The organism is Marinobacter sp. (assembly GCF_014859525.1).
GTDB lineage: Bacteria > Pseudomonadota > Gammaproteobacteria > Pseudomonadales > Oleiphilaceae > Marinobacter.
The window spans coordinates 21,116-36,052 of the sequence record NZ_JACUUB010000026.1; the positions used below are offsets into that span (position 1 = coordinate 21,116).

The window sequence follows — 14,937 nt, forward strand, 5'->3', positions numbered from 1 at the left end:
GTATTGAGTGATTAACAGCGGCCAAGGATCAGGCGTTGATCCTCGCCTACCTGACGCCGATCGAGCACGCTCCATTGCACTTTATCCGCCATGGTTTCAAGCGGAAGGTGGGCCGTCGGCCTGCCGGTACTGCCAAGAAATACGGGAGCCTGATAGAGCCAGAGCTCATCCACCAGGTGCTCACGAATAAAAGTTCCGGCCAATGTTGGCCCTGCCTCCACCAGCAACTCATTGATACCCAACTCTCCGAGGGCATCGAGCAATTCTGAAACATCCACACCGTTATCTTTCCAGGCAACGCCGGTCAAGCTGACACCCAGTGCCGCAAGATCCTGGGCAGGTGCTGACGGCAAGGCCGAGCTCGCGCAAAACACCTGCACATTGCCGCCCTGAAGAATTCGGGCTGTCGGCGGTGTGCGGGCATCCCGATCGGCGATCACCCGCAAAGGCTGACGCGAAGGGTCTGTAGCCTCGCCAATGTCGCCCATCTCATCCCGACGCACGGTCAAAGATGGATCGTCCGCCAGCACCGTACCCACACCCGTCAGGATAGCATCACTGATGGCGCGCAGCCTTTGCACATCGCGCCGCGCTTCCGGGCCGGTAATCCATTGACTCTCGCCGGAAGCCATGGCCGTGCGCCCATCGAGGCTCGCGGCCATTTTCAGCCGGACCCAAGGCCGCCCGGTCGTCATGCGCTTCATAAAACCCGGGTTCAGGCGGGCAGACTCCTCAGCCATCAGCCCTTCAGTTACTTTGATACCCGCTTCCCGAAGCATATCCAGCCCCCGGCCAGAGACCGACGGGTTGGGATCCTTGGTCGCAGCAAATACCTGGGCCACACCGGCATCAATCAACGCTCTCGCACACGGTGGCGTCCGCCCGTAGTGACTGCACGGTTCCAGAGTAACGTATGCTGTAGCGCCCCGGGCCTGCTGGCCCGCCTCACTCAATGCCCGCACTTCTGCGTGGGCCTCACCGGCGCGCTCATGCCAGCCTTCGCCCACGATGCGATTGCCTTTTGCAATAACGCAACCGACACGCGGGTTAGGATGAGTGGAGTAACGACCGCGCCAGGCCAGTTGCACAGCCCGCGCCATCATTGCCCAGTCACGGTCTGAAATCATGCCTTGCCTTTATCCGACTGGGTGTCGGCCAGGGCTCGGGCCACATCAACCGCCATGTCGCTGTTACCCTGAGACAACTTTTCAATCTCTTCCTTGAACTCGTTAATATCCTGGAAGCTGCGGTAAACAGAGGCAAAACGTACGTAGGCCACTTCGTCTAACTGACGCAGCTCAGTCATGACCTCCTCGCCCAACTGCATCGATTTGACTTCCCGCTCACCTGTGGCCCGCAGTCGGTATCGAATCCGGTTGAGTGCCGCATCGATCGCCTCGATGCTTACTGGCCGTTTTTCCAGAGCCTTCATAAGGCCAGCCCGAAGCTTCTCCTCATCAAACGGCTGACGGGTGCCATCCTGTTTGACCACTCGGGGCATCACCAGCTCGGCCGTCTCGAACGTTGTAAAGCGCTCACGGCAAGACAGGCACTCCCTGCGGCGACGAACCTGGTCACCCTCGGCCACCAGGCGTGAATCAATCACTTTGGTATCCGCTTCACCACAGAAAGGACAATGCATAGTTCAGATGCTCCGGAAAGAAAGAACCCGGGCGCTCCTTTCAGAGCGCCCGGGCAGGCTCAGACGTGCCCGGCTCAGCCGTAGACCGGAAAGCGGTTGCACACCGCCTCGACCTGCTCACGTACGCGGCTGATGACGGCTTCGTCTTCAAGGTTGTCGAGAATGTCACACATCCAACCCGCCAGATCGCGACACTCAGCCTCTCCAAATCCACGCGTGGTCACCGCCGGGGTGCCGATGCGCAAGCCGGAGGTGACGAACGGTGAGCGTGGATCGTTTGGAACCGCGTTCTTGTTCACGGTGATGTGGGCCTTGCCCAGAGCCGCATCGGCGTCTTTACCGGTGATATCCTGCTTGATCAGGCTGACCAGGAACAGGTGGTTCTTGGTGCCGCCGGAGACCACGTCAAAACCGCGCTCGATAAACACGTCAGCCATGGCCGCGGCGTTCTTCACCACTTGCTTCTGATAAGCCTTGAACTCGTCGCTCATCGCTTCTTTGAAGCAGATCGCCTTGGCGGCAATCACGTGCATCAGCGGGCCACCCTGGCCACCGGGAAATACCGCCGAGTTCAGTTTCTTGTGCAGGTCTTCGTCATTGCAGGCCAGAATCAGGCCGCCACGGGGACCGCGCAGGGTCTTGTGGGTGGTGGTGGCCACCACGTGCGCGTGCGGCACGGGATCCGGGTAAACGCCCGCGGCTACCAGACCGGCCACGTGCGCCATGTCGACAAACAGGTAAGCGCCGACCTTGTCAGCAATGGCGCGGAAACGGGCGAAATCCAGCTCCTGCGAGTAGGCAGAGAAGCCGGCAATGATCATCTTGGGCTTGTGTTCAACCGCCAGGGCTTCGATTTCGTCATAATCAATCAGGCCGGTTTCCGGGTTCAGGCCGTACTGCACGGCATGGTAAATCTTGCCGGAGAAGTTGACGCTGGCACCGTGGGTCAGGTGGCCACCGTGAGCCAGGCTCATGCCCAGCACGGTATCGCCGGGCTTCAGCAGCGCCATGAACACGGCGGAGTTGGCCTGAGAGCCGGAGTGCGGCTGCACGTTGGCGTAAGCCGCACCAAACAGCTCTTTGGCGCGGTCAATGGCCAGTTGCTCGGCAATGTCGACAAATTCGCAGCCACCGTAGTAGCGCTTGCCGGGATAGCCTTCGGCGTATTTGTTAGTCAGCACGCTACCCTGGGCTTCCATCACCCGGGGGCTGGTGTAGTTCTCGGACGCGATCAGCTCGATGTGCGCTTCCTGGCGCGTCTCTTCCGCCTGCATGGCGTTCCACAGTTCGTCATCGAAACCGGCGATTTTCATATCACGATTAAACATCAGTGTGCTGCCCCTGTCTGAATGGCTGGCCCGGCCACGCGCTGTGCATGCCAGAACCCCTGAAAATTTGGGCCGCTATTCTATCGCGAAAGCGGGTTAAAAATCATCCTTTATGCGTCCGCACATACCGACACCCCGGCCGTGCGAAATTTCGCTCAATTGCTATCCCTGACCGGTTTAGATACCTTACCGGATCAAAAGTACGCAGTCAGATCGAGGGCGGCGGGGCAGGCCTTCAGGGATCGTCAAAATCAGGGATGATTTTGACGAGCGTACATGGACGTATTCACAGCGTATCCCTGAAGGCCTGCCCCGCTGCCCGCGCCACCCGCGTCAGAATTCACAAACCTGTTCTCAACGAGGTTTAAGCCAACATGGCCCAATACGTTTACACCATGAACCGCGTGGGCAAGGTAGTACCACCCAAGCGGGAGATCCTGAAAGACATTTCCCTGAGCTTCTTCCCCGGCGCCAAAATCGGCGTTCTGGGCCTGAACGGGTCCGGTAAATCCACCCTGCTCCGCATTATGGCGGGTGTAGACCAGGATTACATCGGCGAAGCCCGTCCACAGCCCGGGATCAACGTTGGCTACCTGCCCCAGGAACCGGAACTGGACGAGGAAAAAACCGTCAAGGAAATCGTGGACGAGTCCGTTGCCCACGTCCACAACGCGCTGGCTGAACTTGACCAGGTGTACGCCGCTTACGCCGAACCGGATGCCGATTTCGATGCCCTGGCCAAGAAACAGGGTGAACTGGAGGCCATTATCCAGGCCACAGACGGCCACGACATTGAGCGCAAGATGGAAATCGCGGCAGACGCCCTGCGCCTTCCGCCATGGGAGCAGAAAGTCAAAGTACTGTCCGGCGGCGAGCGCCGCCGGGTGGCGTTGTGCCGCCTGCTGCTGTCCGGCCCCGACATGCTGCTGCTGGACGAGCCCACCAACCACCTGGACGCTGAATCTGTGGCCTGGCTGGAACGCTTCCTGCACGATTACGACGGCACCGTGGTCGCCATCACCCACGATCGCTACTTCCTCGACAACGTCGCCGGCTGGATTCTCGAACTGGACCGTGGCCACGGCATTCCGTTTGAAGGCAACTACAGCCAGTGGCTGGAGAACAAAGAAAAACGTCTGGAGATGGAATCCAAGCAAGAGGCCTCTCACCAGAAAGCCATCAAACAGGAACTTGAGTGGGTGCGCTCCAACGCCAAGGGCCGCCAGTCCAAGAGCAAGGCCCGGCTGTCCCGCTTCGAGGAAATGAGCTCTCAGGAATTCCAGAAGCGGAACGAAACCAACGAGCTGTATATCCCACCCGGGCCACGACTGGGCGGCAAGGTGATCGAAGTGGACGGCATCAGCAAGGCCTTCGATGACCGCCTGCTGTACGAAAACGTCTCCTTCAGTGTCCCGCCCGGCGCCATCGTGGGCATCATCGGTGGTAACGGTGCCGGCAAATCCACGCTGTTCAAGATGATCGCCGGCATGGACCAGCCAAACAGCGGCACCATCACTGTGGGTGAAACGGTGGAATTGGCCTACGTCGATCAGATGCGCGATCTGGACGGCAGCAAGACCGTGTGGGAAGAGCTGTCCGACGGCAACGACATCATCAAGGTGGGCAACTACGAAACCCCGTCCCGAGCTTACGTCGGCCGCTTTAACTTCAAGGGCACCGACCAGCAAAAACGGGTGGGTGACCTGTCAGGTGGTGAGCGTAACCGTCTGCACCTGGCCAAGCTGCTGAAACAGGGCGGCAACGTGTTGCTGCTGGACGAACCCACCAACGATCTGGACGTAGAAACCCTGCGCGCCCTGGAAGAAGCCATCCTGAACTTCCCTGGCTCCGCTCTGGTGATCTCGCACGATCGCTGGTTCCTCGACCGTGTCGCCAGCCACATTCTGGCGTTCGAGGACGATGGCGAGGTGGTGTACTTTGAAGGCAACTTCACCGACTACGACGCCGACTTCAAGAAGCGCAAAGGGGAATCTGCCATGCAGCCCAAGCGCATGAAATACAAGAAGCTGGCGTAATGGCAAAAGCCAAAACCGCCTTCGTCTGCACCGAATGCGGTGCGGATTATTCCAAATGGCAGGGCCAGTGCACGGCCTGCCAGGCCTGGAACACCATCAGCGAAGTGCGTGGCGTCTCCGGCGGCAACAGCACCAAGGGCGTGCGCGGCATCCGTTTTGAGGGCTACGCCGGCAGTCTCTCGGAAGTCAAAAGTCTGGACGAAGTCAGCCTGGCCGAACAGACCCGCATCAGCACTGGCATGCAGGAGTTCGACCGGGTACTGGGTGGCGGTTTGATCGAAGGCTCGGCGGTGTTGATGGGTGGCCATCCGGGCGCCGGCAAGAGTACCTTGCTGCTCCAGGCCGTGTGCCAACTGGCGGCCCGACACCCTGCCCTGTACGTCACCGGTGAGGAATCCCTGCAACAGGTGGCGATGCGCGCCAAGCGCCTGGGCTTGCCCACTAAAGACCTGAAAATGCTCTCGGAAACCAGCGTGGAACGGGTGATGCAGGTGGCCGAAGCCGAGAAACCCCGGATTCTGGTGGTGGACAGTATCCAGGTAATGCACGTGGCCGAGATCGAATCCGCACCGGGTTCCGTGTCGCAAGTCCGCGAAAGCGCGGCCTACCTGACCCGCTTTGCCAAACAGACCGGCACCATTCTGTTTCTGGTCGGCCACGTTACCAAAGACGGCAGCCTGGCCGGCCCGAAGGTTCTTGAGCACATGATTGACTGCTCAATCCTGCTCGAAGGCTCCAGCGACAGCCGTTATCGCACCTTGCGCGGCATCAAGAACCGCTTTGGTGCGGTCAACGAGCTGGGCGTGTTCGCGATGCTGGAGCAGGGTTTGAAGGAAGTGAAAAACCCCAGCGCGATCTTCCTGAACCGCGGCGAAGAAGCCGCGCCCGGCAGCGTGGTGATGGTGGTATGGGAAGGCACACGGCCGATGCTGGTGGAAATCCAGGCCTTGGTGGACATGGCCCAGGGCAGCTACCCCAGACGGGTCGCCGTCGGTCTGGACCAGAATCGCCTGGCCATGCTGCTGGCGGTTCTGCATCGCCACGGTGGTATGCACGTGGCCGATCAGGATGTGTTTGTGAACGTGGTGGGCGGCGTCAAAGTCAATGAGACCAGCGCCGACCTGGCGCTGCTGGCCGCGGTCGTCTCCTCATTCCGCAACCGCGCCCTGCCCCAGGACCTGGTGATTTTCGGAGAAGTCGGCCTGTCCGGCGAAATCCGCCCCGTACCCAGCGGCCAGGAGCGCATTTACGAAGCCTCCAAACACGGCTTCACCCGAGCCCTGGTACCCAAAGCCAACGCCCCCCGCAAACCGGTGGAGGGCATGAAGGTGATTCCGGTGACCAAACTTTCGGATGCACTTTCGGCTTTGGAGGAGCTTTAGGGTTTCTCTCTTTTCCTCTCTAGCTTGCTCGCTGCGGTGCATATGGCTATTGCTGGGACTTCCTTCCAAAAAACGCTACGAGCACATCCATGTGCGCTTCGCTCCGGCCATCCATGGCCTCCGAGATTTTTGGAAGGAAGTCCCAGCAATAGCCACCCAGCCTTTGGAGTTGTCCGCCACAAACTCAATCGATCAAATGGGCAAATTCTCGCTCCAACAAAGCCTGATCGCCTAAGTTCAACTCCACTAAGCGCTTCAGATGCGTGGCACTCTCAAGATCAATGTACTGACACCGAAACCCCAGCCGCTGATCCTCGACATGCTTTAGCTCCACGGCCATAACAATCGCAGCTTCACGCTCGTTCAGGTGCACCACCAGCTCGCAAGGCTTGTTTAACGGAACAGCCCAGCCGTCCGGTCGCTGAACCAGAACGCCTTTCAGAGAAATATCCAACACCTCCGTCGACCACACTTGATCCTGACAGTGCAGCTCACAAGGTGCGTCAAAATTGATTCGGTGGAAACGGCGTTTTTCGGATGTTTTGGTAGACAAGGGGCAGCTCCGGCTCGACGGTCATTACTCTCTATGACTATAGACCGGACATAAAAGGGAGTACAGCGAGGAGTGGTTAACGAGAGCTTCGCTCCCGAGGGCTTAAGATATTCCCGAAACGTTGGGCTGCAGGGTGGCGATAGGGCCTCCAAAAAATCTCGGAGGCCATGGATGGCCGGAGCGAAGCGCTCAGGGATGAGCTCGTAGCGTTTTTTTGGAGGCCCTATCGCCACCCTGCCTACTCCAAAGCCCGCAGGCTAGGAGTAAACAAAGCACAAACTCGAACCTATTGGTGATACTGCCCGCTAAGCTCAACAACCGCCTCGATGAAGGCCCCCGCATGCTCCGGGTCCACATCCGGCGTGATCCCATGCCCAAGGTTAAAAATATGCCCTGAGCCAGAGCCGTAGCGCTTCAGAATGTCCGCCACTTCCTCACGAATCCGGGCCTTCGGCGCATACAGCATCGCCGGGTCCATGTTGCCCTGCAACGCTACCCTGTCGCCCACACGGGCACGGGCATTGCCGATATCCGTGGTCCAGTCCAGACCTACGGCATCGCAACCAGAGTCTGCAATCGACTCCAGCCACTGACCGCCATTCTTGGTGAACAGCACCACAGGCACCCGCCGGCCTTCGGCTTCACGAATCAGTCCCGCCACAATCTTCTTCATGTAGCGCAAGGAAAATTCCTCATAGGCCCAGCCGGTCAACACGCCGCCCCAGGTATCAAAAATCTGCACCGCCTGGGCACCGGCCTTGATCTGGCCGTTCAAATAATCGATGACCGCATCCGCCAGGTGATCCAGCAACCGGTGCATCACCTCGGGCTGGCCGTACATCAGCTTCTTGGCTTCCGAGAACGTCTTTGAAGAGCCCCCCTCGATCATGTACGTGGCCAGAGTCCAAGGGCTGCCGGAGAAGCCAATCAGCGGCACCCGGCCGTTCAGTTCGCGGCGGATGGTGGATACCGCGTTCATCACGTAGTCCAGATCCGACTCGGCGTTCATTTTCGGCAAAGCGTCCACGTCTGCCTCGGAACGGATCACCTTACGGAATTTCGGGCCTTCGCCGGTTTCGAAATACAGGCCCAGACCCAACGCATCGGGAATGGTCAGGATGTCAGAAAACAGAATGGCCGCGTCCAGAGGATAGCGCTCCAGGGGCTGCAGGGTAACCTCACAGGCGAGCGGGGTGTTCTTGCACAGACTGAGAAAATCACCGGCCTTGGCCCGGGTAGCACGGTACTCCGGCAGATAGCGACCGGCCTGGCGCATCATCCATACCGGGGTGCGGTCCACAGGCTGGCGCATCAGGGCGCGCAGGAAGCGGTCATTTTTCAACTCAGTCATAAGGGTTCCCGTTCTCGTCGGTAAATGGTCAGAGACAATGGGGTGCAATGATACCCCGTTTGTACGAATAAAAAAGGGCAGCTTACTCTTGGCAAGCCGCCCTTCTGACCCTGATCAACTCAGGTTTATACGTCCAGGTAGTCCAGAATACCCTCGGCGGCCTGGCGGCCTTCCCAGATGGCCGTTACCACCAGATCAGAACCGCGCACCATATCACCACCGGCAAAGATCTTGGGATTGCTGGTCTGGAACGGAAACTCGGTTTGTTCCGGGGCAGTCACCCGGCCAGAGTCGTCAGTATTTACCTCGACCTCATTAAACCAATCAGCCGGGCTCGGGCGGAAGCCGAAAGCCACCAGAACGGCATCGGCAGGAATCACTTCTTCGCTGCCTGCGACCACCTCCGGGCGGCGGCGTCCGTTTTCATCCGGCTCACCCAGCTGGGTGGAGACAACCTTGACGCCCTCTACCCGGTCTTCGCCGATGATCGCGATCGGCTGGCGGTTGAACAGAAACTTCACACCTTCTTCTTTGGCGTTGGATACTTCGCGCCGCGAACCTGGCATGTTCGCCTCGTCCCGGCGGTAGGCACAAATCACGCTCTCTGCCTGTTGGCGAATCGACGTGCGGTTACAGTCCATCGCGGTATCGCCGCCGCCCAGAACCACCACCCGCTTGTCTTTCATATCAATGAAGTCCGCCGCTTTCTTCTCAAAACCGAGGCGACGGTTCACGTTAGAAATCAGGAATGGCAGAGCGTCATAAACCCCTGGCAGATCTTCACCCGGGAAGCCACCCTTCATGTAGGTGTAGGTACCCATACCCATGAATACCGCATCAAATTCTTCAAGAATGCTCTTGAGCGGAACGTCTCTGCCCACTTCGGTGTTCAGCCGGAACTCAACGCCCATCTCCTCGAACACCTTGCGGCGACGAGACATCACGGACTTTTCCAGTTTGAACTCCGGGATACCGAAGGTCAGCAGGCCGCCGATTTCAGGGTAGATATCGAAGACCACCGGCTTAACGCCGTTACGCACCAGCACGTCGGCACAGCCGAGGCCGGCCGGGCCGGCACCAATCACAGCCACTTTCTTGTCGGTCCATTTGACGTTGGACATATCGGGCTTCCAGCCCAACGCAAAGGCGGTGTCGGTGATGTACTTTTCAACCGAACCAATGGTGACCGCGCCATAGCCATCATTCAGGGTACAGGCACCTTCACACAACCGGTCCTGGGGGCACACTCGACCACAAACCTCGGGCAGAGAGTTCGTCTGATGGCATAGCTCAACCGCCTTCATGATGTTGCCTTCCGACACCAGCTTGAGCCAGTTCGGAATGTAATTGTGCACCGGGCACTTCCACTCACAATAGGGATTGCCGCACTCCAGGCAGCGATGGGACTGGGATGCTGCGTGGGTTTCTGTGAACGGGTGGTAAATTTCCCCGAACTCTTTTTTACGCTTCTTGGCAGGCACTTTCTTGGGATCAACCCGCCCGACTTCCACAAACTGAAAGTCATTGTTGAGACGTTCTTTCATATTGCTACTCTCATCAGCTCGATGTCGACGGGGGCTGCACCCACCGGGTACAGCCCATCAATCACTCTCTACCGGAACCTTATTCCGGGCGGGCGCGGGTACTTGCCAGCAGGCTGCGCAGATTTGCGGCCTTAGGCTTGACCAGCCAGAACCGGCCAATGTAGTCGTCGAAATCTTCAAGAAGGTGCTCTGCCCAGGCGCTTCCGGTTTCGGAAATATGCTCCCGGATCACACCGCGCAGGTGGTTTCGGTAGGCTTCCATGTCTTCCCGTGAAATACGCTGGATCTCAACCAACTCATGGTTGTACTTGTCCACGAAGGTGTTGTCCAGGTCAAGCACGTAGGCAAAACCACCGGTCATGCCGGCACCGAAGTTTGAGCCAGTCGCGCCAAGAACCGTCACCAGGCCACCCGTCATATACTCACAGCAGTGATCGCCTGCGCCTTCAACAACTGCGTGAGCGCCAGAGTTGCGGACGGCAAAACGCTCGCCGGCAGTACCAGCCGCAAACATTTTGCCACCAGTTGCGCCGTACAAGCAGGTGTTGCCCACAATCGAGGTTTCCTGGGTCTTGAATTCGCTGCAGCGGGGCGGTTTGATGACCAGCTTGCCGCCGGTCATGCCTTTGCCCACGTAGTCATTGGCGTCGCCTTCCAGAATCAGGTTCAGACCACCAACGTTCCAGACACCAAAACTCTGCCCCGCGGTACCCGTCAGATCCAGAGTGATTGGCGCATCGGCCATGCCCTGATTGCCGTGCAACGCGGCGATTTCACCGGACAGGCGCGCACCGATTGAGCGGTCGCAGTTGGTTACCTTGTAACTCCAGGCACCGCCGGACTTCTCGGTGATAGCGGCCAGAGTGTCTTTCACCATCTGCTCTGCCAGCTTGCCTTCATCAAACGGCTGGTTTCGCTCAACCCGGCAGGTCTGGGGTTTATCTGCCGGGATGTGATCGTTCTGCAGCAGGCGCGACAAGTCGAGCTTCTTCTGGCGCTCCGTGTTACCCGGCAAGCGCTCGAGAAGGTCAACACGCCCCACCAGTTCTTCGAGAGTGCGCACGCCCAGCTTAGCCATCCACTCACGGGTTTCTTCTGCCACAAAGCGGAAGAAGTTCATGGCCATTTCAACCGTACCTTTGAAGTGCTCCTCCCGCAGGTAGTCGTTCTGGGTCGCAACACCGGTCGCACAGTTGTTCAGGTGACAGATCCGCAGGTATTTACAGCCCAGAGCCACCATCGGTGTGGTACCGAAGCCGAAGCTTTCGGCACCCAGAATGGCACCCTTGACCACATCCAGACCGGTTTTAATACCGCCGTCTGTCTGCAGGCGGATTTTGCCGCGCAGATCGTTGGCGCGCAGCGCCTGCTGGGTTTCTGTCAAGCCAAGCTCCCAGGGAGAGCCCGCGTAGCGGATAGACGTCAGCGGGCTGGCCGCTGTACCGCCATCGTAGCCCGACACGGTAATCAGATCGGCATACGCCTTGGCCACGCCAGCCGCAATGGTTCCAACACCGGGCTCGGATACCAGTTTTACCGACACCAGCGCTTCCGGGTTTACCTGCTTCAGGTCGAAGATCAGCTGAGCCAGATCCTCAATGGAATAAATGTCGTGGTGCGGCGGCGGTGAAATCAGGGTTACCCCCGGCACCGAGTAGCGCAACCGGGCGATCAGATCGTTGACCTTGCCTCCCGGCAGCTGGCCACCTTCACCTGGCTTGGCGCCCTGAGCCACCTTGATTTGCATGACATCGGCACTGCGCAGATATTCCGCCGTTACGCCAAAGCGACCCGAGGCAACCTGCTTGATTTTGGAGCGGCGGTTGGTGCCGTGTCGAGCCGGGTCCTCACCACCTTCACCAGAGTTTGAGCGCGCACCCAGCGTGTTCATGGCGACAGCCAATGCTTCGTGGGCCTCTGGCGACAAGGCACCAAGAGACATACCTGCGGAGTCAAAACGTGGAAAGATCGCTTCTACCGGCTCTACCTCGGCCAGATCAATCGGCTTAATGTTCTTCTTGAAAACCAACAAATCCCGAAGGGTCGCCACAGGCCGCTCGTTAACCAGCCCGGCGTATTCCATGTAAACGCCATAGTTACCGCTGATCACGGCATCCTGCAGCTTACCTACCACGTCAGGATTGAAGGCATGATATTCCTGCCCATGGACATACTTGAGCAAGCCACCTGGTGATAATGGCTTGCGTGGTTTCCAGGCAACCGAGGCCAATTGCTCCTGGTCCTGCTGAAAGTCAAAGAAATCGGCACCCTGAATACGGCTGGGTACGCCTTTAAAGCAGAGGTCAACCACATTGTCTGCCAGACCGATTGCCTCGAAGAGCTGTGCACCGCGATAAGACGTGATAGTAGAAATGCCCATCTTGGACAGAATCTTCAACAGGCCCTTGTTGATACCTTTGCGGTAATTGTTCTTGGCCTCAATGGGATCCATCAACAGTTCACCCGTGCGGATCAGATCATTCATAACCTGATAGGCAAGGTACGGGTAAACCGCCGTCGCGCCAAAGCCAAACAGCACGGCGAACTGATGCGGGTCTCGCGCCCAGCCAGTTTCGACGATAATGTTGGAATCACACCGCAGACCTTTTTCGACCAAATGATGGTGCAGGGCACCCGTCACCATCATCGCGTTGATTGGCAGTTCGCCCTCGACCAGATCCTTGTCGCTGAGAATCAACAGCACCTTGCCATCCCGGACAGCTTTCTCAGCCTCGTCACACATCCGGCGAACAGCCTGTTCCAGACCTTCTTCAGGGCGGTAACTCATGGCAATTTTGGCCACTTCAAAGCCAGGGCGATCGTTGTTGCTGAGCTTCAGGAACTTGGTCGGCGACAGCACGGGGGTGGTCAGGATGATCCGGTTTGCGTGGGCAGGCGTTTCCTCAAAGACGTTCTTCTCAACACCGAGACAGGTCTCCAGAGACATCACGATGGTTTCACGCAGCGGGTCGATCGCCGGGTTGGTCACTTGCGCAAATTTCTGGCGGAAATAATCCGACACATGCCGAACCTTGCTGGAGAGCACTGCCATTGGAGTGTCATCCCCCATGGAGCCCACAGCCTCCTGGGCGCTTTCTGCCAGAGGGCGCAACACCTGGTCCCGCTCTTCAAATGAAATGCTGAACATCTTTTGGTGAACCAGCAGCTCGTCAGGCTCCATCAGCTTGAATTCAGGCATAGCCTGATTGAGCGTGGATTCAACCCGCAGCGAGTTCTCTTTCAGCCACCGCTTATAGGGCTGGGCTGTTTTCAAACGCCGATCAATGTCCCGGGTATGCAAGACTTCACCGGTGTCGGTATCAATCGCCAACATCTGACCGGGCCCAACCCGACCCTTCGCAACCACATCTTCCGGCTTGTAGCCGTGCGTGCCCACTTCCGATGCCAGCGTGATGAAATCATCTTTGGTCACCACCCAGCGCGCCGGGCGCAGACCGTTGCGATCGAGCATGCACAAAGCGTAGCGGCCATCCGACATGACCAGGCCAGCCGGACCATCCCAGGGCTCCATGTGCATGGAATTGTATTCGTAGAACGCTCGCAGTTGGGAGTCCATGGTGTCCACGTTCTGCCAGGCAGGCGGGATCATCATCCGCACCGCCCGGAACAGATCGACACCACCGGCCAGCAGTACCTCCAGCATATTATCCATGCTGGAGGAGTCAGACCCGGTCAGGTTGACCAGCGGCTGAAGGGTTTGCAGATCCGGCAGGTCCGGCGAGCTGAACTTGGCGGCCCGGGCAATGGCCCAGTTGCGGTTACCATCCACCGTGTTGATCTCACCGTTGTGCGCCAGGAACCGGAACGGCTGCGCTAACGGCCACTTGGGCATGGTGTTGGTCGAAAAACGCTGATGGAATACACAGATCGCGGTCTGCAGGTCCGGATCGCCCAGGTCTTTGTAGAAATTGGCCAGGTCGGCCGGCATCATCAGGCCCTTATAGGCCAGCGTGCGGTGCGAGAGACTACAGATGTAGAACTCGGAATCTTCTGCTTCGGCCCTGTCACGTTCGGCATGACGACGACCGACAAACAGGCCGATGGCGAATTCTTTTTCCGATTTGCCCGCGGGCTCCACGAAGACCTGTTCAATACGCGGCAGGCAGTCCAGCGCCATGGGCCCCAGACAACTGTCATCAACCGGCACATCCCGCCAGCCCATGATTTCCAGCCCTTGCTCAACCAGGCGTTTCTCGATAGCGGCGCGGCCGGCGGCGGCTTTGGTTTCGTCCTGAGCTAAAAAAACCTGGCCAACTGCAAATAAGTCGCCAGGTTTTTTGCCGAACGCTGCCTCAGCAGCTTTATTGAGGAAGGCCTTGGGGCTCTGCAGAAGCAAGCCACAACCATCACCGGTTTTGCCATCGGCGGCGATGCCGCCCCGGTGCGTCATGCACGTCAGTGACTCGATAGCGGTTTGTAACAACCTATGGCTCGCCTCGCCCTTCATGTGGGCAATCAGGCCAAAACCACAGTTGTCCCTGAACTCATCGGGATGATACAAGCCTGTTGTCATAAGCGTTCTCTCGCGTGTGAATGCTTTACCGTCAGCCAAGTTTGCACCAATTAAGTGCAAAAAATGCACTGACACCAAAAAAAGGGGGAAGCGATTTTACACACGTGAAACTACGTATACAATTTTTTTCGTTACATCGGGGCCACACAAGCTCTTTTTCGCACCAAAATAGTGCGGTTAGTAGCTTTTAAAAGACCGCACCCAGGGCTCTCCCACGCCAAGCGCAGCAGGCAACCGCCCTGCCGCCTCGCGCGCAACGTCATAACTGGTGTACTGGCCATACACCAACATAAACCAGGGCTGCCCCTGGCGCTCACCGAGAGTGTAGCTGAGCAGGGCACCCTCCGGTGCCCGCTCCAGCACATTAAGCACGGTCCTTTCACGATTACCGGCGACTAACTGCAGGGTCCAGCCCTCCCGCAATCTGAGCTCGTCCAACGATACAAAATACGCTGGCTGCTCCGGCATGAAGGCAGGTATTAGCTCTGGTTCTGGTTCCGGCTCTGGTTCCGGCTCTGGTTCTGGCTCTGGCTCTGGCTCTGGCTCTGGCTCTGGCTCTGGCTCTGG

Annotated in this window: 10 protein-coding genes; 2 read left to right on the plus strand and 8 right to left on the minus strand. The window is 58.3% G+C overall.

The features are described 5' to 3' along the window. Nucleotides 1-11 precede the first annotated feature (11 nt). The 3 genes from ribD to glyA all read right to left on the minus strand — a co-directional run bounded on the left by ribD (nt 12) and on the right by glyA (nt 2,970). The gene (gene ribD / locus IBX51_RS07600) at nt 12-1,127 is read right to left on the minus strand and encodes a bifunctional diaminohydroxyphosphoribosylaminopyrimidine deaminase/5-amino-6-(5-phosphoribosylamino)uracil reductase RibD (protein ID WP_291830372.1); all 1,116 of its coding nucleotides are present in this window, start codon (nt 1,125-1,127) and stop codon (nt 12-14) included. Beyond that, complete coding sequence (nrdR, locus tag IBX51_RS07605) at nt 1,124-1,642, minus strand: transcriptional regulator NrdR (RefSeq protein WP_291830374.1); 519 nt, start codon at nt 1,640-1,642, stop codon at nt 1,124-1,126. The genes ribD and nrdR overlap by 4 nt, the downstream gene beginning before the upstream one ends. Nucleotides 1,643-1,716: 74 nt before the next feature. Further along, a complete protein-coding gene (gene glyA / locus IBX51_RS07610) occupies nt 1,717-2,970 on the minus strand; it encodes a serine hydroxymethyltransferase (RefSeq protein WP_291830376.1) in 1,254 nt (417 codons plus the stop codon). A gap of 374 nt (nt 2,971-3,344) precedes the next feature. Here glyA and ettA point away from each other — a divergent pair, with 374 nt between their 5' ends. Both ettA and radA read left to right on the plus strand, forming a co-directional pair. Continuing rightward, entirely contained in the window at nt 3,345-5,006 is a 1,662-nt protein-coding gene (gene ettA / locus IBX51_RS07615; protein ID WP_291830379.1) for an energy-dependent translational throttle protein EttA, read from the plus strand. Then, nucleotides 5,006-6,388, plus strand: a complete 1,383-nt coding sequence (radA, locus tag IBX51_RS07620; RefSeq protein ID WP_291830381.1) for a DNA repair protein RadA — start codon at nt 5,006-5,008, stop codon at nt 6,386-6,388. The genes ettA and radA overlap by 1 nt, the downstream gene beginning before the upstream one ends. A gap of 184 nt (nt 6,389-6,572) precedes the next feature. Here radA and IBX51_RS07625 read toward each other — a convergent pair whose 3' ends face one another. The 5 genes from IBX51_RS07625 to IBX51_RS07645 form a co-directional block, all read right to left on the minus strand. Further along, nucleotides 6,573-6,941: a PilZ domain-containing protein gene (locus IBX51_RS07625; RefSeq protein WP_044387473.1), complete on the minus strand. Its 369-nt coding sequence runs from the start codon at nt 6,939-6,941 to the stop codon at nt 6,573-6,575. Between the two features lie 286 nt (nt 6,942-7,227). Then, nucleotides 7,228-8,292 carry a uroporphyrinogen decarboxylase gene (gene hemE / locus IBX51_RS07630; RefSeq protein WP_291830385.1) on the minus strand — a complete coding sequence of 355 codons (1,065 nt, stop codon included), beginning with the start codon at nt 8,290-8,292 and terminating at the stop codon, nt 7,228-7,230. Nucleotides 8,293-8,417: 125 nt separating this feature from the next. After that, nucleotides 8,418-9,836: an FAD-dependent oxidoreductase gene (locus tag IBX51_RS07635; protein WP_291830387.1), complete on the minus strand. Its 1,419-nt coding sequence runs from the start codon at nt 9,834-9,836 to the stop codon at nt 8,418-8,420. Nucleotides 9,837-9,915: 79 nt separating this feature from the next. Beyond that, nucleotides 9,916-14,370: a glutamate synthase large subunit gene (gltB, locus tag IBX51_RS07640; RefSeq protein WP_291830388.1), complete on the minus strand. Its 4,455-nt coding sequence runs from the start codon at nt 14,368-14,370 to the stop codon at nt 9,916-9,918. Nucleotides 14,371-14,547: 177 nt separating this feature from the next. Next, on the minus strand, nt 14,548-14,937 hold a 390-nt coding region (locus IBX51_RS07645; RefSeq protein ID WP_291830389.1), incomplete at its 5' end, for an SPOR domain-containing protein.

Coding starts and splice junctions, on each gene's coding strand:
- radA (WP_291830381.1), top strand. CDS start 5,006: ATGGCAAAAGCCAAAACCGCCTTCGTCTGCACCGAATGCGGTGCGGAT.
- ribD (WP_291830372.1), bottom strand. CDS start 1,127: ATGATTTCAGACCGTGACTGGGCAATGATGGCGCGGGCTGTGCAACTG.
- hemE (WP_291830385.1), bottom strand. CDS start 8,292: ATGACTGAGTTGAAAAATGACCGCTTCCTGCGCGCCCTGATGCGCCAG.
- nrdR (WP_291830374.1), bottom strand. CDS start 1,642: ATGCATTGTCCTTTCTGTGGTGAAGCGGATACCAAAGTGATTGATTCA.
- IBX51_RS07635 (WP_291830387.1), bottom strand. CDS start 9,836: ATGAAAGAACGTCTCAACAATGACTTTCAGTTTGTGGAAGTCGGGCGG.
- gltB (WP_291830388.1), bottom strand. CDS start 14,370: ATGACAACAGGCTTGTATCATCCCGATGAGTTCAGGGACAACTGTGGT.
- ettA (WP_291830379.1), top strand. CDS start 3,345: ATGGCCCAATACGTTTACACCATGAACCGCGTGGGCAAGGTAGTACCA.
- glyA (WP_291830376.1), bottom strand. CDS start 2,970: ATGTTTAATCGTGATATGAAAATCGCCGGTTTCGATGACGAACTGTGG.